The organism is Pseudomonas sp. Gutcm_11s, assembly GCF_028649395.1.
GTDB lineage: Bacteria > Pseudomonadota > Gammaproteobacteria > Pseudomonadales > Pseudomonadaceae > Aquipseudomonas.
Genome location: NZ_JAQSUW010000009.1, coordinates 302,746 through 325,602, shown reverse-complemented (window position 1 = coordinate 325,602; position 22,857 = coordinate 302,746). Strand labels below are relative to the sequence as shown.

19 protein-coding genes and 1 riboswitch are annotated in these 22,857 nt (G+C 63.7%); of the genes, 7 read left to right on the top strand and 12 right to left on the bottom strand.

Annotation, left to right across the window (positions count from 1 at the left end):
- Positions 1-75 precede the first annotated feature (75 nt).
- The 3 genes from PTT45_RS04090 to PTT45_RS04080 all read right to left on the bottom strand — a co-directional run bounded on the left by PTT45_RS04090 (position 76) and on the right by PTT45_RS04080 (position 5,173).
- Positions 76-1,443 carry a DUF1329 domain-containing protein gene (locus tag PTT45_RS04090; RefSeq protein WP_273811659.1) on the bottom strand — a complete coding sequence of 456 codons (1,368 nt, stop codon included), beginning with the start codon at positions 1,441-1,443 and terminating at the stop codon, positions 76-78.
- 28 nt (positions 1,444-1,471) lie between these two features.
- Positions 1,472-3,271 carry a DUF1302 domain-containing protein gene (locus tag PTT45_RS04085; protein WP_443218146.1) on the bottom strand — a complete coding sequence of 600 codons (1,800 nt, stop codon included), beginning with the start codon at positions 3,269-3,271 and terminating at the stop codon, positions 1,472-1,474.
- A gap of 219 nt (positions 3,272-3,490) precedes the next feature.
- Positions 3,491-5,173, bottom strand: a complete 1,683-nt coding sequence (locus tag PTT45_RS04080; RefSeq protein ID WP_273811658.1) for a fatty acid--CoA ligase — start codon at positions 5,171-5,173, stop codon at positions 3,491-3,493.
- Between the two features lie 174 nt (positions 5,174-5,347).
- Here PTT45_RS04080 and PTT45_RS04075 point away from each other — a divergent pair, with 174 nt between their 5' ends.
- On the top strand, positions 5,348-6,523 hold the full coding sequence (locus PTT45_RS04075; RefSeq protein ID WP_273811657.1) for a thiolase family protein: 1,176 nt from the start codon (positions 5,348-5,350) through the stop codon (positions 6,521-6,523).
- 54 nt (positions 6,524-6,577) lie between these two features.
- Here PTT45_RS04075 and PTT45_RS04070 read toward each other — a convergent pair whose 3' ends face one another.
- Positions 6,578-7,207, bottom strand: a complete 630-nt coding sequence (locus PTT45_RS04070; RefSeq protein ID WP_273811656.1) for a LysE family transporter — start codon at positions 7,205-7,207, stop codon at positions 6,578-6,580.
- A gap of 79 nt (positions 7,208-7,286) precedes the next feature.
- Here PTT45_RS04070 and PTT45_RS04065 point away from each other — a divergent pair, with 79 nt between their 5' ends.
- The 5 genes from PTT45_RS04065 (at position 7,287) to PTT45_RS04045 (ending at position 12,177) form a co-directional block, all read left to right on the top strand.
- Complete coding sequence (locus PTT45_RS04065; protein ID WP_273811655.1) at positions 7,287-8,255, top strand: 2-hydroxyacid dehydrogenase; 969 nt, start codon at positions 7,287-7,289, stop codon at positions 8,253-8,255.
- Positions 8,256-8,286: 31 nt separating this feature from the next.
- Positions 8,287-9,285 (top strand): methyltransferase, encoded by a 999-nt coding sequence (locus PTT45_RS04060; protein ID WP_273811654.1) that lies wholly within the window; start codon positions 8,287-8,289, stop codon positions 9,283-9,285.
- 59 nt (positions 9,286-9,344) lie between these two features.
- Complete coding sequence (locus PTT45_RS04055) at positions 9,345-10,808, top strand: amino acid permease (RefSeq protein WP_273811653.1); 1,464 nt, start codon at positions 9,345-9,347, stop codon at positions 10,806-10,808.
- Positions 10,809-10,840: 32 nt separating this feature from the next.
- Positions 10,841-10,955, top strand: a riboswitch (yybP-ykoY riboswitch).
- A 93-nt stretch (positions 10,956-11,048) separates the two neighbouring features.
- Complete coding sequence (locus PTT45_RS04050; protein ID WP_273811781.1) at positions 11,049-11,630, top strand: TMEM165/GDT1 family protein; 582 nt, start codon at positions 11,049-11,051, stop codon at positions 11,628-11,630.
- Between the two features lie 103 nt (positions 11,631-11,733).
- Positions 11,734-12,177, top strand: a complete 444-nt coding sequence (locus tag PTT45_RS04045; protein WP_273811652.1) for an ester cyclase — start codon at positions 11,734-11,736, stop codon at positions 12,175-12,177.
- Between the two features lie 36 nt (positions 12,178-12,213).
- Here the strand turns inward: PTT45_RS04045 and PTT45_RS04040 are convergent, their stop codons facing one another.
- A complete protein-coding gene (locus PTT45_RS04040) occupies positions 12,214-13,029 on the bottom strand; it encodes a M48 family metallopeptidase (protein WP_273811651.1) in 816 nt (271 codons plus the stop codon).
- Positions 13,030-13,204: 175 nt separating this feature from the next.
- Here PTT45_RS04040 and PTT45_RS04035 point away from each other — a divergent pair, with 175 nt between their 5' ends.
- Complete coding sequence (locus tag PTT45_RS04035) at positions 13,205-15,331, top strand: methyl-accepting chemotaxis protein (protein ID WP_273811650.1); 2,127 nt, start codon at positions 13,205-13,207, stop codon at positions 15,329-15,331.
- A 66-nt stretch (positions 15,332-15,397) separates the two neighbouring features.
- Here the strand turns inward: PTT45_RS04035 and ispD are convergent, their stop codons facing one another.
- The 7 genes from ispD to PTT45_RS04000 form a co-directional block, all read right to left on the bottom strand.
- Complete coding sequence (gene ispD, locus PTT45_RS04030; protein ID WP_273811649.1) at positions 15,398-16,108, bottom strand: 2-C-methyl-D-erythritol 4-phosphate cytidylyltransferase; 711 nt, start codon at positions 16,106-16,108, stop codon at positions 15,398-15,400.
- Entirely contained in the window at positions 16,105-16,389 is a 285-nt protein-coding gene (gene ftsB / locus PTT45_RS04025; RefSeq protein ID WP_273811648.1) for a cell division protein FtsB, read from the bottom strand. The genes ispD and ftsB overlap by 4 nt, the downstream gene beginning before the upstream one ends.
- A 59-nt stretch (positions 16,390-16,448) precedes the next feature.
- The gene (gene eno / locus PTT45_RS04020) at positions 16,449-17,738 is read right to left on the bottom strand and encodes a phosphopyruvate hydratase (RefSeq protein ID WP_273811647.1); all 1,290 of its coding nucleotides are present in this window, start codon (positions 17,736-17,738) and stop codon (positions 16,449-16,451) included.
- Between the two features lie 85 nt (positions 17,739-17,823).
- Positions 17,824-18,669 (bottom strand): 3-deoxy-8-phosphooctulonate synthase, encoded by an 846-nt coding sequence (gene kdsA, locus PTT45_RS04015; protein ID WP_192316396.1) that lies wholly within the window; start codon positions 18,667-18,669, stop codon positions 17,824-17,826.
- Positions 18,670-18,678: 9 nt separating this feature from the next.
- On the bottom strand, positions 18,679-20,307 hold the full coding sequence (locus PTT45_RS04010; protein ID WP_273811646.1) for a CTP synthase: 1,629 nt from the start codon (positions 20,305-20,307) through the stop codon (positions 18,679-18,681).
- 157 nt (positions 20,308-20,464) lie between these two features.
- Positions 20,465-21,781 (bottom strand): tRNA lysidine(34) synthetase TilS, encoded by a 1,317-nt coding sequence (gene tilS / locus PTT45_RS04005; RefSeq protein ID WP_273811645.1) that lies wholly within the window; start codon positions 21,779-21,781, stop codon positions 20,465-20,467.
- A 56-nt stretch (positions 21,782-21,837) separates the two neighbouring features.
- Positions 21,838-22,788: an acetyl-CoA carboxylase carboxyltransferase subunit alpha gene (locus PTT45_RS04000; protein ID WP_273811644.1), complete on the bottom strand. Its 951-nt coding sequence runs from the start codon at positions 22,786-22,788 to the stop codon at positions 21,838-21,840.
- Between the last annotated feature and the right edge of the window lie 69 nt (positions 22,789-22,857).

Below are 22,857 nucleotides of genomic sequence, written 5' to 3'. Positions count from 1 at the left end.
AGCATTTGAAGCCCAGTCCATCTGCAGAAACGAAAAAGCCGGCACAAGGCCGGCTTTCTCGGGTAACGCGGAGTATTAACGCACGCCAGCCTGACGCAGGGCAGCCGGGGTGAAGTCGGTGGTAGAAGCCTTGTAACCGAAGTCGTAGGCCTTCTTCTCTTCGTTCTTCATACCCAGGGCCAGGTAACGGCCGGAGATCACGTCGTACAGGGTTTCCAGGGTGTACCAAGGAACCTGCTTGTCGTAGTAGTACTGGGAGTGTGCTTCAGCTACACGCCACAGGGAACCACGACCGTCGTAGTGGTCGATCACCGAAGCCTGCCAGGTGTCCTCGTCGAGGTACATGTCGCGCTTGGCGTAGATGTGGCGCTCGCCGGCCTTGAGGGTGGCGGTTACCTGCCATACGCGGTGCAGCTCGTAACGGGTCAGATCCTGGTTGATGTGACCGGCCTTGATCACGTCGGCGTATTTCAGCTTCGGCGAGTCGAGGTCGTAGGAGTTGTACGGAATGTAGATCTCCTTCTTGCCAACCAGTTTCCAGTCGTAACGATCCGGAGCACCGTTGTACATGTCCAGGTTGTCCGAGGTACGCAGGCCGTCGGCAGCGGTACCCGGGCCGTCGTAGGAAACCTGCGGTGCGCGGCGTACGCGACGCTGACCAGCGTTGTACAGCCAGGCCAGACGCGGCTCTTTCACCTGGTTCAGGGTCTCGTGAACCAGCAGAACGTTACCAGCCAGACGCGCCGGAGCGGTCACACGCTGTTTGAAGTAGAACAGGATGTTGCTCGGCTTGCTCGGATCGTAGTCGGTCAGACTGGTCGGGAAGACGAACTCATCCTGGAAGTACACCAGGCTGAACGAGCCGTTGGCCTGCGGGGTCGCCTGGGTCACCAGACGACGTACGCTGCCGCCGCGATAGCGGGTGATCTGGTTCCAGACCACTTCCAAGCCGTTCTGCGGAATCGGGAACGGGTTGGCGGTCTTGAAGTTCTCCAGACCGTTACCGCCCTCAACCAGCTTGGTGTTGGCAGCGTTGGACTTAGCGTCATCCAGCACGTTCTGCGGCAGGCCCGCGGAACGGTGGGTGGTGTACACCGGCATCTTGTAGGTTTCCGGGTACCGCTTGAACATTGCCAGCTGGCCTGGGGTCAGCTTGTCCTTGTACTGATCAACGTTCTGCGCGGTGATGGTGAACAGCGGCTTCTCGTTCGGGAACGGATTGGACAGGAAGCCACGATCATCCACAGTGCCAGCATTCTTCGGCAGACCACCGGTCCACTCCGGGATGGTGCCATCGGCATTACCGGCCTTCTCGGCACCGACCGGGGTCAGGGTAGCGCCGAGCTTGGCAACTTCGTCGGCGGAAACGGCAGCCATTACGCTGGTGGCCAGCATCGAGAGAGCCAGAACACCGGATTTCAGCATGTATTTTGTTGTTTTCATTTGCATACGTTCCTAATGATCCTATCCGTCAGAAGTTCACGCCAAGGCTCAGAGCGACGAAGTCACGATCGATGTTGGTGTTGTATTCACCACCGAAGTAATCGGTGTAGGACAGGCTGGCGGTATAGGTGTTCTGGTACTCAGCATCCACACCAACGCTGATTGCCTTGTTGCCCTCGGTGAAGGTTGGGCTGTAGCCATCTACGTCATGAGACCAGGACACGTTTGGCTTCAGGTTCACACCGGCAAACACATCGTTGTAGTCGAGGATGGCGCGAGCGCGGTAGCCCCAAGATGTATTGGTGAAGAAGCCTTTGTTGTCACAGTTCTGCGGGTTGGCGCCGTTCAGCAAGCCTTGGCACAGGCTGTTATCAGGAATTACGCCATTGCCGTACTCAGGGGCACGACCGAAGCGCAGTTCGTTCTCGCCCAAATTGCTGACGTGGGTGTAGCCCACTTCGCCCACCAGAGTGAGTCGCTCGGCAAACATGACCTGATCAATGAACTGAGTAACGGTTACCTGAGCCTGAGTCATCGGCTTGCGTACATAACCGGTAATGGTTTCACCAGCACCTTGTGCTGCATGACCACTGGTATAGATCGGGCTGTTGTTCCAGATCAGCGGGCCTGCCTGAGCAACCGAAGCCACAGTGAGATCAGTGGTGTTCAGCTGCATCGGCATGTTCGGACGATAGTTCAGTTCACCAGCTACAGCAGTGGAGCCGACGTTGGTGGAGAAACTGATGCCGTGCAGACGAATATCTTCCGGATACTCCAGGAAGTACTTGCCGCTCAGCTCGCCAGTGACTGGATTATCTAGGTCGTACAGCCCTGGATCACCTGCCACATAGGACAGGATCGGAGTACGACTGTGGTAGTTCATGGTGTAGAAACCGAACTCGGTATCGTTCAGCTCCGGAGAGAACCAGCGCAGAGCTACACCCCATTGACCGCTATCACGTGCATCCTTGTCACCCAGGCGACCAAGGTAGGTGTAGTTGTTGTAACTAGGATCGGTTACCGGAACAGAGACATTGCGTGGACGCAAATCGGAGCCCTGTACACCTAAGCGATCAGTACAGCCATCGGCAGCAACGTCCACGGAGAAGAACGTACCGCAGTTATCTACGACAGACTGATCCCACTCAAGCTGGTAGAAGGCCTCGGCAGAGATGTTATCGGTCAGGCTCTGCGAGACGTAGAACATGTTGACCGGGATCAGGCCTTCCTTGATCTCGGCGCCTGGACGACGGAATGCAGCAACATCGACCGGGTTGATGGAGTTGATGGAGTTGAAGATGAAGGTGCTCTCACCCCAGCTCACTACCTGCTTGCCCAGGCGAACCGAACCCGGCTGCTCGGCAACTGTGTAATTGTGATAGATGAATGCGTCGAGGAGCTGTGCACCAGAGGCTTGAGCGGCCTCTTTACGGTTATGGTCATCGATGTCGTACAGCTGGCGATGCTCGTCCTTCAGCTCGAAGTCGTACCAGTACTTGCCACGAACGAATACGCCGGTATCGCCGTATTTCAGCTCGAGGTCATGGATGCCCTTGAAGATCTTCGAGAAGGTTTCACCCTTCTTGAAGTTCAGACGACCGTCATCGCCCGTCTGCGAAGAGGCCTCTCCACCATTACGCTGACCGACCAGAGATGGATCAGCACCACGTACCGACCAGCTGGCACCAACAGACAGGGAAGAGTCGAGCTGACCCTCGATCTCACCGATGTTGAAGGTGACACCGAAAGCCGGGGCAGCGAGGGTTGAGGCAAGGCTGACTGCCAGCGGCAGCTTGGCCATACGCCAGAACGGTTTAGTGGTTGTCATCGACGCTACTCCATGTGTTTTTTTGTTATGGATGCCGCGGACTATAGCTACCACCCCCCGAGGCTTGATCCCCCTAAAGTGTGATTTCCAGCCCCCGACCTCTCTAGACCGGCCGGTCACGCGTAGCGAGCCAGCCAGATTCACCACGCGACAGCAATTAACAAGCCAAGCGTTTGCTCGGATGAGGCGCATAATGGCCATGCGCCCTATCCTCAGGGCTCAGAGCGTAGACAGGAATGTGCTTCCCGCCTCCAGCCACTGGGCGATATCAAGACGAATTCGTTTCTTATCCAGCTTGCCCACACTGGTTTTGGGAATATCGGTAACAAGCGCGATCTGACTGGGTATCGCCCACTTGTTGATGCAACCCTGCTCGACATGGGGCTTGAGGTGCTCCTTGAGCCCCTTGGCATCCAGGCTCTGCCCCTCGCGCAGCACCAGCAGGGCGAAGGGACGCTCACCCCACTGCGGATCGGGAACACCGACCACCGCCACTTCGCGCACGGCCGGGTGACGACTGATCAGGTCTTCCAGCTCCAGCGACGACAGCCACTCGCCACCGGTCTTGATCACATCCTTGATGCGGTCGCGGATATCGATGAAGCCGAAGTCGTCCAGGGTTGCCACGTCGCCGGTATGCAGCCAGCCGTGTTCCCATAGCTCCGCGCTCTTCTGCGGCTCGTTGAAGTAGCCCATGGTCAGCCAGGGTGCGCGCAGTACCAGCTCGCCCTGGGTCTCGCCATCGGCCGGTAACAGCTGGCCGTCCGCCCCCATCAGTGCAGTCTCCACCAACGGCACGGGCACGCCGGCCTTGATCCGATAGGTGATCTGCTCACCCTCGCTGCCGGCCTTGAGCTCTTCGTTGATGTGCGCACAGGAGATCAGCGGGCAGGTCTCGGACATGCCATAGGCAGCCGTGAGCTGGATGCCGCGCGCCTTGGATGCCTCGTACAGGGCACGGTTGAGTGCGCTGCCGCCGATGATGATCTTCCAACCGCCGAAGTCCTGGCCCTGCCCCGCCTTGGCGTTGAGCACCATCTGCAGGATGGTCGGCACGCAGTGGGAGAAGGTGACCTTCTCTTTCTGCCACAGCTGCACCAGCAGCTCCGGATCGTAGCGCCCCGGATAGACCTGCTTGACCCCGAGCATGGTCGCCACATAGGGAATGCCCCAGGCGTGCACGTGGAACATCGGGGTGATCGGCATGTACACGTCATCGGTGCCGAGCAGGCGCACGCTATCCAGGCTGCCGAGCACGCTGGCCTCGGCCAGGGTGTGCAGCACCAGCTGGCGGTGGGTGAAGTACACGCCCTTGGGGTTGCCTGTGGTGCCGGTGGTGTAGAAGGTGGTCGCTACCGAGTTCTCGTCGAAATCGGGGAAGTCGTAGCGGGTACTGGCCGCAGCCAGCAGGCTCTCGTACTCGCCCACCAGATTGGGCAGCTCGGCAGTCTTCTCGGCGCCGTCGGTGAGCAGGATGGTTTTCTCCACCGTGGTCAGCTGCCCCTCCACTGCCTTGTACAGCGAGAGGAACTCGCTGTTGACCAGCACGAAACGGTCCTCGGCGTGATTCATGGTGTAGAGGATCTGGTCGGCGGACAGACGGATGTTGATGGTATGCAGCACCGCGCCGATCATCGGGATGGCGAACATGCATTCCAGGTAACGGTGGCTGTCCCAGTCCATCACCGCCACGGTGTCACCGGCCTTCACACCCGCCGCCGTCAGCACGTTGGCCAGACGCGCCACGCGCTCGTTGAAGGTGGCATAGCTGTAGCGCACCAGATCGCGGTAGACGATCTCGCGGGTCTTCTCGTAGCGGCTGCCGGAGAGCAGCAGACGCTTGATCAGCAGCGGCGCCTGGTTGGCGTTTTCGGTTGGCGGAATGACACGGGTATTCAGCATGGCGATGACCTGTTTTCTTGGATTTTTTCTTCGCCGCCAATCTAGAACCGCTCTGGCTTCGGCTTAATCCATCCAAAGAATGATTTTTCCCGTGACCCTTTGGCCACTTTCGGTCACGCAGTAGAATCGAACGGTAACTGCCGTCTACGGCTTCACTCTTCAGAGGTAATACCGATGTCCGATATCGTCATCGTCAGCGGCGCCCGCACCCCCATGGGTGGCTTCCAGGGCAGCCTGTCCGGCGTACCCGCCGTGGAACTGGGCGCCATCGCCATCCGCGAGGCCGTGGCCCGCGCCGGCATCGCGCCGGCCGACGTGCAGGAAGTGATCATGGGCTGCGTACTGCCCGCCGGCCTCAAGCAAGGCCCGGCCCGCCAGGCCTCGCTGGGCGCCGGCCTGCCGTCGGCCACCGGTTGCACCACCATCAACAAGCTATGCGGCTCCGGCATGAAAGCCGTGATGCAGGCCTTCGACGCCCTCAAGGCCGGCAGCAACGAAGTGATGGTCGCCGGCGGCATGGAAAGCATGTCCAACGCCCCCTACATCATCGAGAAAGCCCGCACCGGCCTGCGCATGGGCCACGGCGAGATCAAGGACCACATGTTCTTCGACGGCCTGGAAGATGCCCGCACTGGCCGCCTGATGGGCTCCTTCGCCCAGGAAACCGCCGACAAGTACGGCATTAGCCGCGAAGAGATGGATGCCTACGCCATCGAGTCGCTGAAGCGCGCCCAGGCCGCCATCCAGAGCGGCGAGTTGGCCAACGAGATCGTTCCGGTCACCGTCACCAGCCGCAAGGGCGAAGTGGTTGTGAAGGACGACGAGCAGCCGCTGACCGCCAACCTGGACAAGATTCCTGGCCTCAAGCCGGCCTTCAAGAAGGACGGCACCATCACCGCCGCCAACGCCAGTTCGATCTCCGACGGCGCCAGCGCCCTGGTTCTGATGACCGCCGATGAAGCAGCCAAGCGCGGCCTCAAGCCACTGGCCAGGATCGTCGCCCACGCCACCCAGAGCCAGGACCCGAGCGAGTTCACCATCGCGCCGATCGGCGCCATGAGCAACCTGTTCAAGAAGACCGGCTGGAGCAAGGACAGCGTCGACCTGTACGAGATCAACGAGGCCTTCGCCATGGTCACCATGCTGGCCATGCGTGAGCACGGCCTGGACCACGCCAAGGTCAACGTCTACGGCGGCGCCTGCGCCCAGGGCCACCCGGTCGGCTCCACCGGCTCGCGCCTGATCGTTACCCTGATCAACGCCCTGCGCAACAAGGGCGGCAAGCGCGGTGTGGCCTCGCTGTGCATCGGCGGCGGCGAAGCCACTGCCGTGGCCATCGAGTTGCTGTAAGCAGCGTGCAAATGAAAAGCCCCGCCTAGGCGGGGCTTTTTTATGGGCGGCTGATCAACGCAGCTCGGTAAAGGCCAGCTTGATCCCCAGTCCCACCAGCACCGCCCCCATCAGCCGGTCGAACCAGTGGCCCATGCGCGCGAAACCGGCACGCACCCGGCGCTGGCTGAACAGCAGTGCCACCAGGCAGAACCAGATCGCCGTGGCGAAGGCCAGGTACACGCCGTAGCCGGCCTGCACCGCCAGCGGCGTGTGCGGGTTGATCACCACAGTAAACAGCGAGAGGAAGAACAACGTGGCCTTGGGATTCAGGCCGTTGGTGACGAAGCCGGTCATGAAGGCGCCACGCGGCGAGCGCTCGATGCCATCGCCAACTACGTCCAGGCTGCCCGGCGCCGCCGGCTTGGCACGCAGGGCCTTGATGCCGATGTAGAACAGGTAGGCCGCCGCCAGCCACTTCAGCGCATTGAACAGCACGATCGACTGCGACACGATCAGGCCGATGCCCAGCAGCGAATAGGCCACATGCACGAAGATCCCGGTACCCACGCCCAGTGCCGTCCAGGTGCCCGCGCGGCGGCCATGGGCCACGCTCTCGCGCACGACGATGGCGAAATCCGGCCCCGGACTGGCCACGGCCAGCAGGTGGATCAGCGCCACGGTCAAAAACTCCGCCCAGTACATGCGACCTCCGAATAGTGGGAATCAGGACAACAGGCTGGCAACCTTACGCCACTGCAACGCATCCAGACAGGTACAGCTGATGAGCAATAGCCCCCGCGCGGTCTTCCTCGACCACAGCTCCCTCGACCTCGGTGATCTCGACATGGCTCCGCTGCGCCAGATGTTCGGCGAGCTGGTCCTGCACGACACCTGCACGGCCGAGCAGGTCGCCGAACGCCTACAAGGCGCCCAGGTGGCGATCAGCAACAAGGTGCACCTGAGCGCCGCCACTCTGGCCGCCTGCCCCGAGCTGAAACTGATCCTGGTTTCCGCCACCGGCACCAACAACGTTGACCTGGCCGCCGCCCGCGAACACAGCATCACCGTGGCCAACTGCCAGGGCTACGGCACCGCCTCGGTCGCCCAGCACGCGCTGCTGTTGCTGCTCGCCCTGGCCACTCGCCTGCCCGATTACCAGGCGGCGGTCCGCGACGGCGCCTGGCAACGCTCCAGCCAGTTCTGCCTGCTGGACTTCCCGATCATCGAGCTGCAGGGCAAGACCCTCGGCATCCTCGGTCACGGAGAGCTGGGCGGCGCCTTCGCCCGCCTGGCCGAAGCCCTCGGCATGCGCGTGCTGTATGGCGCCCTGCCCGGCCGCCCCGCCCGCGCCGACCGCCTGGCGCTGAGCGAGCTGCTGCCGCAGGTCGACGCCCTCAGCCTGCACTGCCCGCTCAACGAGCAGACCCGCAACCTGATCGGCGCCGCCGAGCTGGCCCTGCTGCAGCCCCATGCCCTGCTGCTCAACACCGCCCGTGGCGGCCTGGTCGACGAGCAGGCCCTGGCCGACGCACTGCGCGCCGGCCACCTGGGCGGCGCGGCGTTCGACGTGCTCAGCGAGGAGCCGCCGCGTAACGGCAACCCGCTGCTGGCGCCGGACATCCCGCGCCTGATCATCACCCCGCACAACGCCTGGGGCAGCCGCGAAGCCCGCCAGCGCATTGTCGGCCAACTGTCGGAGAATGCTCACGCGTTCTTCTCCGGCGCCCCCATCCGCGTGGTCAGCGGGTAAACTACGCAGCTTTTTTGACCCGGAGATCGCCATGGACCCACGAAGCGAGGTGCTGTTGCGCCAGGCCGAGCTGTTCCAGGGCGACCTGCTGCTGGCCGGCCTGCCGGCCGACGACCTGCTCGGCCAGCTGCCGCGCGCCCATGGCTGGAGCTGGCACGCCGGCGAGCAGAACACCCTGGAAGCACGCTTCGCCGGCCGCAGCCGCTTCGGCACTCGGGCTCCCGACGCAGCCTTCGACAGCGCCGTGCTGTTCCTGCCCAAGTCCCGCGAGCTTGCCGACTACCTGCTGCAGGCCCTGGCTGCGCGCCTGGCCGGCCGCGAGCTGTACCTGGTCGGCGAGAAACGCGGCGGCATCGAGCGCGCCGCCAAGCAGCTGAGCACCTATGGCAAGCCGCGCAAGCTGGACAGCGCGCGCCACTGCCAGCTGTGGCAGGTCACGGTGGACAACGCACCGGAAGCGCCCGACCTACATGCCCTCGCCCAGCGCTTCGAGCTGCCGCTGGCCGACGGTCCGCTGCAGGTCCTGAGCCTACCCGGCGTGTTCAGCCACGGCCGCCTGGACCGCGGCAGTGCCCTGCTGCTGGAACAGCTGGACGGCCTGCCACAGGGCCATCTGCTCGACTTCGGCTGCGGCGCCGGCATCCTCGGTGCCACGCTCAAGCGCCGTTATCCGCAGAGCCAGCTGACCCTGCTCGACGTCGATGCCTTCGCCGTCGAGAGCAGCCGCCTGACCCTCGCCGCCAACGGACTGGAAGCCGAGGTGATCGCCGGTGACGGTATCGATGCAGCCCCCGCAGGCCTCGCCGCCATCGTCAGCAACCCGCCGTTCCACACCGGCGTGCATACCGACTACCAGGCCAGCGAGCACCTGCTGCGCGAGGCCGCTCGCCACCTGAACAAAGGCGGCGAGCTGCGCCTGGTGGCCAACAGCTTCCTCAAGTACCCGCCGCTGATCGAACAGCACCTGGGGCCCTGCAAGACCCTTAGCGAAGGCGACGGTTTCCGCATCTACAGCGCCCGCCGCGGCTGATCCCCCATCCTCGACCATACTCAGGCGGCCACCTTCGTGGACCGCCCCGGAGCCCTTTTGTGACCGATACACCCAGCACCAACCAGCCTCATCTGCAGCGCTCGCTGAAGCCGCGGCACCTGAACATGATCGCCATCGGCGGCTCGATCGGCACCGGCCTGTTCGTCGCCTCCGGCGCCACGGTGGCCACGGCCGGGCCGGGCGGAGCGCTGCTGGCCTACGCACTGATCGGGGTGATGGTGTACTTCCTGATGACCAGCCTCGGTGAGATGGCCGCACACATGCCGGTATCGGGCTCGTTCAGCACCTACGGCAGCCGCTTCGTCGACGAAGGCTTCGGCTTCGCCCAGGGCTGGAACTACTGGTACAACTGGGCGGTGACCATCGCCGCCGAGCTGGTCGCGGCGCAGCTGATCATGAGCTTCTGGCTGCCGGAAGTGCCGGGCATCTACTGGAGCGCACTGTTCCTCGGCCTGATGTTCCTGCTCAACTTCGTCTCGGTGAAGGGCTTCGGCGAGAGCGAGTTCTGGTTCGCCCTGATCAAGGTGGTGGCCGTCGTGGTGTTCATCGGCATCGGCCTGGCCACCATCCTCGGCATCATGGGCGGTATCGAATCCCCCGGCTTCAGCAACTTCACCACGGGTGACGCACCCTTCGTCGGCGGCCTGCAGGCCATGGTCGGGGTAGCGATGATCGCCGGCTTCTCGTTCCAGGGTACCGAGCTGATCGGCATCGCCGCCGGCGAGTCGGAGAACCCGCGCAAGAACATCCCCATCGCCATCCGCCAGGTGTTCTGGCGCATCCTGATGTTCTACATCCTGGCGATCTTCGTGATCGGCATGCTGATCCCCTACACCGACCCCAGCCTGCTGCAGAACGATGCCAGCGACATCAGCGTGTCGCCCTTCACCCTGCTGTTCGAACGTGCCGGCTTCGCCGCCGCGGCCAGCGTGATGAACGCGGTGATCCTCACCGCCATCCTCTCGGCCGGCAACTCGGGCATGTACGCCTCGACCCGCATGCTCTACAACCTGGCCAAGCAGGGCAAGGCGCCGCGCCTGTTCGCCAGCCTGTCCGCCAGCGGTGTGCCGCGCAATGCGCTGTACGCCACCACCCTGGTCGGCGCGCTGTGCTTCTTCACCTCCATCGTCGGCGACAGCACCCTGTACACCTGGCTGCTCAACACCTCGGGCATGTGCGGTTTCATCGCCTGGCTGGGCATCGCCGTGTCCCACTACCGCTTCCGCAAAGGCTACCTGGCCCAGGGCGGGCGCCTGGAAGACTTGCCCTACCGGGCCAAGCTGTTCCCCTTCGGCCCGCTGTTCGCCTTCAGCCTGTGCCTGGTCATCACCCTGGGGCAGAACTACCAGGCGTTCATCGCCCATGAGATCGACTGGGCCGGCCTGATCGCCACCTACATCAGCCTGCCGCTGTTCCTCGCCATCTGGTTCGGCTACCGCCTGAAGAACGGCAGCCGCCTGGTCGCCTACCGCGAGATGGATGTGCGCCCGACCGACGAGTGAGGTTGCCTCCCCGGCGCGCTTTGGGCACAATGCGCGCCGTCCTAGGGGAGTAGTCTCCCGTGAGCGCCAGCTCACCCGGCGTGCGTCAACACACTTGCTCAGCAGAGCATGGCGCATGCGACCCAAGGCCCGCGCGGCCTGGGGTTTGACAAGACCTATGACACGCACACCTCAACCCGGGGCGGGGAGGTAGTACGTGTCATAGAACAGTCAAACCCGCCCCTGTAGGAACGCCTGATGTTGGAATCCCTGTTCGTCCCCACCGGAATCGTTGCTCTCGCCGAAATCGGTGACAAGACGCAGCTGCTCGCCCTGCTCCTCGCCGCACGCTTCCGCAAGCCCTGGCCAATCATCTGGGGCATCGTCGTCGCCACCCTGGCCAATCATTTCGCCGCAGGCGCCGTGGGCAACTGGGTCGCCGGCTTCTTCTCCCCGACCACCCTGAGCTGGATCCTCGCCGCCTGCTTCGCCGCCGTGGCTCTGTGGACCCTGGTGCCGGACAAGCTGGACGATGACGAAGAATCGCACCTCAAGCGCTTCGGCCCCTTCCTCACCACGCTGATCGCCTTCTTCCTCGCCGAAATGGGCGACAAGACCCAGATCGCCACCGTGATGCTGGCAGCGCAGTACCCGGACTTCGTCATGGTGGTGATCGGCACCACCCTGGGCATGCTGGTCGCCAACGTGCCGGTGGTGCTGGCCGGCAACTTCGCTGCCGACCGTCTGCCGCTGACGCTCATTCGTCGCCTGGCCGCCCTCGCCTTCGCCGCCCTGGCCGTGTACGCAACCTGTCAGGCACTGGGTTTCGGCGTCGGGCTATAACGCTCGACGCAGGAGCCGGCTTCGCCCGGGGGCTCTGCCAACCGGCAGGCGGCTGGTAATCTGTGCAACGGATTGCGCAGTACCAGCATGCAAGGAGCACAAGATGTCACTGGAAGACCTCAAGAAGCGTGTGCGCCAGCACATCGACCTGACCTGGAACAAGGGTCGCCTGGCGCTCGCCGAGCAGATGCACAGCCCTGACTTCCTCTACAAGAGTTCGTTCCTCGGCCGCCCGCTGAACAGCACCGCCTTCGCCCAGATGGTCCAGGAGATACGCCTGGCCATGCCCGAGCTCGAGGTGGTGGTCGAAGAGTGCCTGGCCGAGGGCAACAAGGTCGTCACCTGGAGCACCCTGATCGGCACCATCGAGAAACCAGCCCTGGGCTACCCGCCCAGCGACAAGGTGCTGAGCATCTCGGCCATGGCCTTCTGGACCCTGGCGCCGAATGGCGATATCCGCGAGATCTGCACCATGTTCGACATGGAGAGCTTCCGCGCCCAACTGGGCCTGGAGACCCGTCCCTTCGCCGAGAAGGCCCTGCCCTGAAATGACAACGGCGCCCTCAGGCGCCGTTTTCTTTCGTTACTTCCTGGCCTGCTCGTAGAGCGGCATCACCTTCGGGATAGCCGCCTGCAGCGCGGCAATGCGGCTGTTCGACGACGGGTGAGTGCTCATGAACTCCGGCGGTGCGCCGCCACCGGCCTTGCTCATCTTCTGCCACAGGCTGATCGCCGCGTTCGGGTCGTAGCCCGCGCGCGCCGATAGCTCCAGGCCGATGATGTCGGCCTCGTTCTCGTTGGAGCGGCTGTTGGGCAGGGTCATCAGGTATTCCACGCCGGTATCGGCCATCTGCTTGCCAGCCTCTCCCAGCCCCAGCAGCGCCGCCCCCACCTGGGTCGCCATCTGCGTGCCGTAGGCCTTGGACATGGCCTCGCGGCTGTGTTCGCGCAGGGCGTGGGCGATCTCGTGGCCCATCACCGCGGCCAGCTCGGCGTCGCTCAGCTGCAGCTGCTCGATCAGCCCGCTATAGACGATGATCTTGCCGCCGGGGCCGCAGTTGGCATTGAGCTCTTCGCTGTCGATCAGGTTGACCTGCCAGTCCCACTGCGCAGCATCGGCGCGGAACACCGGGGCCTGGGCGATCAAGCGCTTGGCGATAGCCTGGACGCGCTTGGCGTTCTTGCTGTTCTTGTCCAGCACGCCCTTGCTCGACGCCTCGCTGAGCGTCTGCTGATAGGCCTGCGAATACATGCTGTCCACCTCCTGGGCCGACAGCATGCTGAACATGTACTGCTTGCGCTCCACACCCACGGCGCCACCGCTGGTGGTGTTCACCGACTGGCAGGCGGTCAGCAGGGAGAGACCGGCCAGGGCGGTCAGACGAAACAGGGGGTGCATATCAGATCTCCGGGAAATGCAGGCGACGTATGCTATGGCGCCCGGCGTCGCGGGACAATGCTCCCGCTTGCACTCTGACCGTCGGCCATCTTTGCTAGTTGCAGAGGCGCTAATGCTTTTGCACAGCAGAGCCGATAAGCCAGGGACAGGTACAACCCGACCGAGTGGAGTCCCTATGCGATTCAAGTCCATCCAGCTTTCCGTCGCGTTCCTCGCAGGTGCCAGCGTGCTGGCAGTCGTCGTGGCGTTGGTGCTGTACTCGCTGTTCTCGGGAGCCCGGACCCAGCAAACCGTGCGTGAGCAGACCGAAGGCCTGCTCACGCACATCATCGAAGATCGCCTGAAGACCCTGGCACAGGCACAGGTCAGTCAGATCCAGCGCGAACTGGAATACCCACTGGCGGTGGCCGGGAACATCGCCCAGACAAACGCTCTGATGGGCGAGACCGATGCAAGCGGCTCCGCCCTGTTTGGCATAAGCCGCGAGGAGCTGAACAACCTGCTGCGCAACGCCGTGGTTAAGAATCCCAAGCTGCTCGACGTCTATGTTGGCTGGGAGCCCAACGCCTTCGACCAGGACGACAACCTGTACGCCAATCAGCCCGGCTATGACGACAGCGGCCGATTCATGCCCTGGTGGTACCGCAAGAATGGCCAACCTTCCGTGGAGCCCCTGGGCTCCGACATGGAGAATCCCAAGCTGCTACCTACTGGCGTGCGCGCCGGGGAGTACTACCTGTGCCCGAGGGAGACCAAGGGCACCTGCATCATCGACCCGGCCCCGTATGAGATGGATGGCAAGATGGTGATGATGGCGTCGTTCAACGTACCAATTCTAGTCAACGGACAATTTCGCGGTGTAGTCGGTGCCGACCTGGCTCTGGACTTCATCCAGGAGCTGCTGAAAGCCGCCGATGCCCAGCTTTATGACGGCGCAGGAGAGATGGCGCTGATCTCCAGCAATGGCCGCCTGGTGGCCTTCACTCAGGACGCTGGAAAGCTCGGCGAGCCCAGCGAACAGGTGATCGGCAACCTCGGCGATCTGAAGGGCCTGCAGGCAGGCCAGGCCCACTTCAGCGAAGACGATGCAAAGGACCTGATCCAGCTGCTGATGCCCTTCACCATCGGCGATACCCAGACTCGCTGGACCCTGCTCCTGCAACTTCCGCAGAGCGCCGTTTATGCCGACCTGATCAAGCTGCAGGAGGAGCTGGCAGAACAGCGCAACCAGGACATCTTCGGCATGAGCGTAGTGGGGCTTCTGATCGCGGCCCTCGGCCTGGTCGTGATCTGGTTCGTCGGCTATGGCATCGCCCGGCCGCTGCGGCAGATGGTCGGCATGCTCAACGATATCGCCAAGGGCGACGGCGACCTCACCGTGCGCCTGCAGGTCGACCGTAGCGACGAACTCGGGCAGATCGCCGGCGGCTTCAACGCCTTCCTCGGCAAGCTGCAGGGCATGATCCGCGACGTGGTGACCTCGGTGCAGAAGGTCAGCGACTCCTCGGAGTACACCGCCGACATCGCCATCCGCACCAACCAGGGCGTGCAGAAACAGATGGCGGAGATCGACCAGGTCGCTACCGCCGTGCAGGAAATGAGCGCTACCGCCCAGGACGTGGCACGCAACGCCACCCAGGCGGCCGAAGCCGCCAACCACGCCGACCGCTCAGCCAATGACGGCAAGCGCATCGTCGAGGGTACCGCCAAGGCAATTTCCGGGCTGGCCAGCGAAATCGGCCGCGCCGTGGGCGTGGTGCAGACCCTGGCGCGGGACAGCGAGAACATCAACGCCATTCTGGTGGCGATCCGCGGCATCGCCGAGCAGACCAACCTGCTGGCCCTCAACGCCGCCATCGAGGCAGCGCGCGCCGGCGAGCAGGGCCGCGGCTTCGCCGTGGTAGCCGACGAGGTGCGCAATCTCGCGCAGAAGACCCAACAGGCCACCGAAGAGATCCAGAGCATGATCCAGCAGCTGCAGAACGGCACCCGCGAGGTGGTTAACGTGATGGAGCAGAGCCAGGCGCGTACCGACGACAGCGTGCAGCAGGCGCAGATCGCTGCCGAGGCGCTGGAATCGATCACCCAGGCGGTATCGGTGATCAACGACATGAACACCCAGATCGCCAGTGCCGCCGAGGAACAGAGCGCGGTGGCCGAGGACATCAACCGCAACGTCACCAATATCGGCCAGGTGGCCGGCGAGGTGGCCGGTGGCGCCGACGAGGCCAGCCAGGCGAGCGCCGAGCTGACCAAGCTGGCCGAGCAGCAGCGACGGTTGATCAATCAGTTCAGGGTGTAGACCCCAACGGAGCCGGCAGTAGCTGCAAGTGAATCACCCGCAGCTACTCTCATCGCCAGGGCGTGATCAGACCTTGTGCGCCCAGCGCTGGCGCAGCCATTCCAGGTCTTCGGGGCGGGTAATCTTCAGGTTGTCCGCCCTACCCTCCACCAGCCTCGGCGACTGCCCGACCCACTCCAGGGCCGAGGCCTCGTCGGTCACCGCCACATCGGCCACCAACGCATCGGCCAATGCCCGATGCAGGGCGGCGAGACGGAACATTTGCGGCGTGTACGCCTGCCAGATCAGGCTGCGATCCACGGTCTCCGCGACCCGACCATCAGCGCCGACTCGCTTGAGCGTATCGCGCGCGGGGACGGCCAGCAGGCCACCAACCGGATCGTCGGCCAGCTCCTGCAGCAGCAGGTCGAGATCACTGCGCGCCAGATTGGGCCGCGCGGCATCGTGCACCAGCACCCAGTCGTCCGGCTGCGCGCCCAGATCGAGCAGACGCAGCAGGCCGGCCAGCACCGAGTCGGCGCGCTCGGCACCGCCCTCGGTGCGCTGGATGCGGGCATCACCGGCGCAGGGCAGCGTCGGCCACCAGGGATCGTCCGCCGCCAGGCTGAGCACCAGGCCCCTGAGCTGCGGATGATCGAGGAAACAGTGGAGGGTATGTTCGAGAATGGTTCGCCCGGCCAGTTGCAGATACTGTTTGGGGCGGTCGGCACGCATGCGCGAGCCGATACCGGCGGCGGGAATCACCACCCAGAAGGAAGGTGTCGCGGGAGTATTCATTCGGCCAGCTGGTAGAGGGTTTCGCCTTCCTTGACCATGCCGAGCTCGTGACGTGCACGCTCCTCGACGGTCTCCATGCCCTTCTTCAACTCCAGCACCTCGGCCTCGAGGATACGGTTGCGCTCGAGCAGGCGCTCGTTCTCGCCCTGCTGATCGGCAATCTGCCGCTTCAGCTCGGTGACCTGGGCCAGGCTTCCGTCACCCACCCACAGGCGGTACTGCAGGCCGGCCAGAACCAGCACGAGCGCGACGAACAGCCAGTAGGGCGCTTTGTTAGACATGGGAACGCGAGTATCCATACGAAAAGGGCAGCTTGCGCTGCCCTTTTACCATTCCCGGCTTAGCCGCGGAACTCGGCGCGGCCCTTGTAGGGAGCCTTTCCGCCGAGCTGCTCTTCGATGCGCAGCAGCTGGTTGTACTTGGAGACGCGGTCGGAACGGCACAGGGAACCGGTCTTGATCTGGCCAGCGGCGGTGCCTACGGCCAGGTCGGCGATGGTGCTGTCCTCGGTCTCACCGGAGCGGTGCGAGATGACGGCGGTGAAGCCGGCAGCCTTGGCCATCTGGATGGCTTCCAGGGTCTCGGTCAGCGAGCCAATCTGGTTGAACTTGATCAGGATCGAGTTGCCGATCTTCTCTTCGATACCGCGCTTGAGAATCTTGGTATTGGTCACGAACAGGTCGTCGCCAACCAGCTGTACCTTCTCGCCGATCTTGTCGGTCAGGACTTTCCAGCCAGCCCAGTCGGACTCGTCCATGCCGTCTTCGATGGAGATGATCGGGTAGCGCTGGGTCAGGCCGGCCAGGTAGTCGGCGAAGCCTTCGGCGCTGAACACTTGGCCTTCGCCGGCCAGGTCGTACTTGCCATCTTCGAAGAACTCGGAGGAAGCGCAGTCCAGGGCCAGGGTCACGTCGGTGCCCAGCTTGTAGCCGGCGTTGGCCACGGCCTCGGCGATGGCAGCCAGGGCGTCTTCGTTGGAGGCCAGGTTCGGCGCGAAACCGCCTTCGTCACCGACGGAGGTGCTCAGGCCACGGGCCTTCAGCACGGCTTTCAGGTGATGGAAGATCTCGGTGCCCATGCGCAGTGCGTCGGAGAAGGTCTTGGCGCCAACCGGCTGAACCATGAACTCCTGGATATCGACGTTGTTATCGGCATGCTCGCCGCCGTTGATGATGTTCATCATCGGTACCGGCATGGAGTAGACGCCCGGGGTGCCGTTCAGGTCGGCGATGTGCGCGTACAGCGGCACGCCCTTGGCCTGGGCAGCGGCCTTGGCGGCAGCCAGGGACACGGCGAGGATGGCGTTGGCGCCCAGCTTGCCTTTGTTCTCGGTGCCATCGAGGTCGATCATGGCCAGGTCGAGGGCCTTCTGATCGATGGCGTCTTTGCCCAGCAGCAGGTCACGAATCGGACCGTTGATGTTGGCCACGGCCTTGAGCACGCCCTTGCCGAGGTAACGGCTCTTGTCGCCATCACGCAGCTCCAGCGCTTCGCGCGAGCCAGTGGACGCACCGGACGGTGCACAGGCGCTACCGACAATGCCGCCTTCGAGGATCACATCGGCTTCAACAGTGGGGTTGCCACGGGAGTCGAGAACCTCGCGACCCTTGATATCGACGATTTTAGCCATCGCGTATAACACTCCAAATGTTTACGAGAGAGAATGCCTGCCGGTCACGGCCAACGGGCGCGCACTTTACCGGAGAATTGCCTGATCAGGCAGTCTCAATCGGCGGGAAACTCTTCACCAGATCATCCATCTGCTTGAGCTGGGTGAGGAAGGGCTCCAGCTTGTTCAGACGCAGGGCGCACGGACCATCGCACTTGGCCTGCTCCGGCTCCGGATGGGCCTCGAGGAACAGACCAGCCAGGCCTTGGCTCATGCCGGCCTTGGCCAGGTCGGTGACCTGGGCACGACGGCCACCTGCGGAATCGGCACGACCACCCGGCATCTGCAGGGCATGGGTCACGTCGAAGAACACCGGGTATTCGAACGACTTCATGATGCCGAAGCCGAGCATGTCCACCACCAGGTTGTTGTAACCGAAGGAGGAGCCACGCTCGCAGAGGATCAACTGGTCGTTACCGGCCTCCTCGCACTTGCGCAGGATGTGTTTCATCTCCTGCGGGGCGAGGAACTGGGCCTTCTTGATGTTGATCACCGCGCCGGTCTTGGCCATGGCCACTACCAGGTCGGTCTGCCGCGAAAGGAAGGCCGGCAGCTGGATGATGTCGCACACCTCGGCCACCGGAGCGGCCTGGTGCGGCTCATGCACGTCGGTGATCACCGGCACGCCGAAGGTCTTCTTCACTTCCTCGAAGATCTTCATGCCCTCTTCCAGGCCCGGGCCGCGGAAGGAGGTGATGGACGAGCGGTTGGCCTTGTCGAAGCTGGCCTTGAACACGTAGGGAATGCCGAGCTTCTCGGTGACCCGCACGTACTCTTCGCAGGCCTGCATGGCCAGATCGCGCGATTCCAGCACGTTGATGCCGCCGAACAGGACGAACGGCTTGTCGTTGGCGATCTCGATGCCACCGACCTTGATGATCTTCTGCGCCATGCTCGTTCCTTACGCCTTGCCGGCCTGTTTCAACGCGGCCTTGACGAAGCCGCTGAACAGCGGGTGTCCGTCGCGCGGAGTAGAGGTGAATTCCGGGTGGAACTGGCAAGCGACGAACCACGGATGATCCGGCGCCTCGACCACTTCGACCAGCGCACCGTCGGCGGAACGACCGCTGACCTTCAGGCCCGCCTGTTCCAGCTGCGGCAGCAGGTTGTTGTTGACCTCGTAACGGTGGCGGTGGCGCTCGACGATCACGTCCTTGCCGTAGCACTCGCGTACGTTGGAACCGGCGATCAGCTGGCAGTCCTGGGCGCCCAGGCGCATGGTACCGCCGAGGTCGGAGGCATCGGTACGGATCTCGGTGGCGCCAGTGGCGTCTTGCCATTCGGTGATCAGACCGACGACCGGGTGGCCGCTGTTCTGGTCGAATTCGGTGGAGTTGGCGTCGGCCCAGCCCAGCACGTTACGGGCGTACTCGATCACCGCGACCTGCATGCCGAGGCAGATGCCCAGGTAGGGGATCTTGTTCTCACGGGCGTATTGCACGGTCTTGATCTTGCCTTCCACGCCACGCAGACCGAAGCCGCCAGGAACCAGGATGGCGTCGACGCCCTCCAGCTTGGCAGTGCCTTCGTTCTCGATCTCCTCGGAGTCGATATAGCGCAGCTTGACCTTGGTACGGTTCTCGATGCCGGCGTGGTTCATCGCCTCGATCAGCGACTTGTACGCATCCAGCAGCTCCATGTACTTGCCGACCATGGCGATGGTGACTTCCTTCTCCGGGTTCAGCTTGGCATCTACCACGCGGTCCCATTCGGAGAGGTCGGCCGGGCCACATTGCAGGCCGAAGCGCTCGACGACGATGTCGTCCAGGCCCTGGGCATGCAGTACCGACGGAATCTTGTAGATGGTGTCGACGTCTTCCAGGGCGATGACCGCGCGCTCTTCCACGTTGGTGAACAGGGCGATCTTGCGACGCGAGGACAGGTCGATCTCGTGATCGGAGCGGCACACCAGCACGTCCGGCTGCACGCCGATGGAGCGCAGTTCCTTGACCGAGTGCTGGGTCGGCTTGGTCTTGGTCTCACCGGCGGTGGCGATGTACGGCACCAGGGTCAGGTGCATGAACATGGCGCGCTTGGCGCCCACCTCCACGCGCAGCTGACGAGCGGCCTCGAGGAACGGCTGCGACTCGATGTCACCCACGGTGCCGCCGATCTCGACCATGGCCACGTCGGCATCGCCGGCGCCCTTGATGATGCGGCGCTTGATCTCGTCGGTAATGTGCGGGATCACCTGGATGGTGGCGCCCAGGTAGTCACCACGGCGCTCCTTGCGCAGCACGTGCTCGTAGACACGGCCGGTGGTGAAGTTGTTGTCCTGGGTCATGGTAGTGCGGATGAACCGCTCGTAGTGGCCCAGGTCGAGGTCGGTCTCGGCGCCGTCCTTGGTGACGAATACCTCACCGTGCTGGAACGGGCTCATGGTGCCCGGATCGACGTTGATGTAGGGATCCAGCTTGAGCATGGTGACCTTCAGGCCCCGCGCCTCCAGGATGGCTGCCAAGGAAGCCGAGGCGATGCCTTTCCCCAATGAAGAAACAACACCACCCGTGACGAAGATGTAGCGCGTCATGAAAAATCCTAGAAGTCTGTGTTCAAGCGGTCAGCGCCGCCGGGAAGAAAGCGCAGGACGGCCAATGCCGACCTGAAATAAGCAACGCCCTGCGGGTTCCAAGGGAGCCCACAGAAGCAGTAATAAGACGGGAGCGTAGTCTACCGGAAAGGCCCTTTCAGCTCAAACCTTGTGCGTTGGTCGGAGGCTGCCAGCAGAAACGCCACTCTGCCGACGGAGGGCCATCAAGACCTGCCAGGTTGGCCACCGCGATCAGCTCATCGCCCCGGTAGAGCAATGGCAGGCGACCACGCACGAAGGCCGGCAGCGCACGCTCGTTGAGCAGACGCTTGAGATCGCGATGCCCGCGCCCGGCCAGCGCCATGACCTCGCCACCGTGGCGATAACGCAGCTGCAGAGGGCCATCCGGAGCGACTCCCCGCATGAACACCCGACCATTGCCGGCCAAATCGCATGGCTGCTGCGGATCGCCCCAGTCAGCGGGCTCTGGCAGCGCCTGCAACCAATCGCCGGACAACCACCACAACCGCTCGTCGGCGCGCCGCAGCTCTCCACCCTCGAGACTCCAGAGCGGAGCGGCATCGACCGCCGCATCGCGCAGGCTTCCCCAGCCGGCCCAATGCTCGCTGTCCGGCATCCGCGTCAGCGGCGCCAGCCAGTGACGCAACAAGTTGCGCTGGCGCGCGGCCGAGAGGCCTCGTAGCGGAGCCAGCGCCAAGGAAGGCAGCCCCAGCCAGGCATGGGCATGCTCGGCTCGTGCAGCAGCAAGATCCACCTCGGCCAACTCGCCGAGCAGTTGTTCAGCCTCGCGCATGTGCCCAGCGGTACGCGCCAGGCTCGCGCCTACCTGGGGCCAATGCCGAGTCAGAAGCGGCAGCACATCACGACGCAGGAAGTTGCGCGCCAGTCCGGTGTCGGCGTTGGAGGGATCCTCCACCCAATTCAGATCGTGCTGCCTGGCGTAGGCCTCCAACTCGCCGCGCGAAGCCTGCAGCAATGGACGCACCAGCCAGCCGGAGCCGAACGACCGACTCAGAGACATACCCGCCAGGCCACGCACGCCAGCGCCGCGCAGTAGACGGAACAACAAGGTTTCAGCCTGATCGTCACGATGCTGGGCGGTCAGCAGCAGCGCGCCCGCCTCCAACCTGCGCTCGAACGCTCGATAGCGCGCCTCCCGTGCGGCGCGCTCGAGACTGGCACCACTGTCCACCTGCACCCGCTCGATATGCAGCGGCACACCCAACTGGTCGCAGAAGGATTGGCAGTGCGCCGGCCAGGCATCGGCGGCGGCCTGCAGGCCATGATGGACATGAATAGCGAACAGCGGCGGCAGCGCCTGCCGCTCGCGCAGGCGCGCCAGCAGGTGCAGCAGAACGGTCGAATCCAATCCGCCGGACAGGGCGACATACCAGGCAGGAGCGTCACGCCAGGGCGACAAGGAATCGAGCAGAGAGGTTTCGAGCGCAGTCATGCCGCCAGCTTAAACAACAACGGGCCCGAAGGCCCGTTGTGGATGCATGACACCAATCAGGCGATGCCGTAGCTCATCAGGCGCTCGTAACGGCGCTCCAGCAGCTTGGCGTCGTCAAGCTTGCGCAGCATGTCGAGTTGCTCGAGCAGCTCAGCACGAATCGACTGGGCGGCAGTCGCCGGCTCGCGATGCGCACCGCCCAGCGGCTCAGCGATCACCTTGTCGACGATACCCAGACCCTTCAGACGCTCGGCGGTGATGCCCATGGCCTCGGCCGCATCCGGCGCCTTCTCGGCAGTTTTCCACAGGATCGAGGCGCAGCCTTCCGGCGAGATCACCGAGTAGGTCGAGTACTGCAGCATGTTCAGCTGGTCGCACACACCGATGGCCAGCGCACCGCCGGAACCACCCTCACCGATCACGGTGGCGATGATCGGGGTCTTCAGGCGCGACATCACGCGCAGGTTCCAGGCGATGGCCTCGCTCTGGTTACGCTCTTCGGCGTCGATGCCCGGATAGGCGCCCGGGGTATCGATGAAGGTCAGGATCGGCAGCTTGAAGCGCTCGGCCATCTCCATCAGGCGGCAGGCCTTGCGGTAGCCCTCGGGGCGCGGCATGCCGAAGTTGCGGCGCACCTTCTCGCGTACTTCGCGGCCCTTCTGGTGGCCGATGATCATCACCGGCTGATCGTCCAGACGGGCAGTACCGCCGACGATGGCAGCGTCATCGGAAAAGTGACGGTCGCCGTGCAGTTCGTCGAACTCGGTGAAGATGTGTTCGATGTAGTCCAGGGTGTAGGGGCGGCGCGGGTGACGCGACAGCTGCGAGATCTGCCAGCTGCTGAGGTTGCCGAAGATGCTCTTGGTCAGGTCGCTGCTCTTGTCTTGCAGGCGGGCGATCTCGTCGCTGATGTTCAGCGCATTGTCGTTACCGACCAGGCGCAGCTCTTCGATCTTGGCTTGCAGGTCGGCGATCGGCTGTTCGAAGTCGAGGAAATTCGGGTTCATAGGCGTCCGTCTTGCGTCGGCGGCCGAAAGGCCGGGCGGCTGGTTCCATCTGGCGTCCTACCTTAAGGG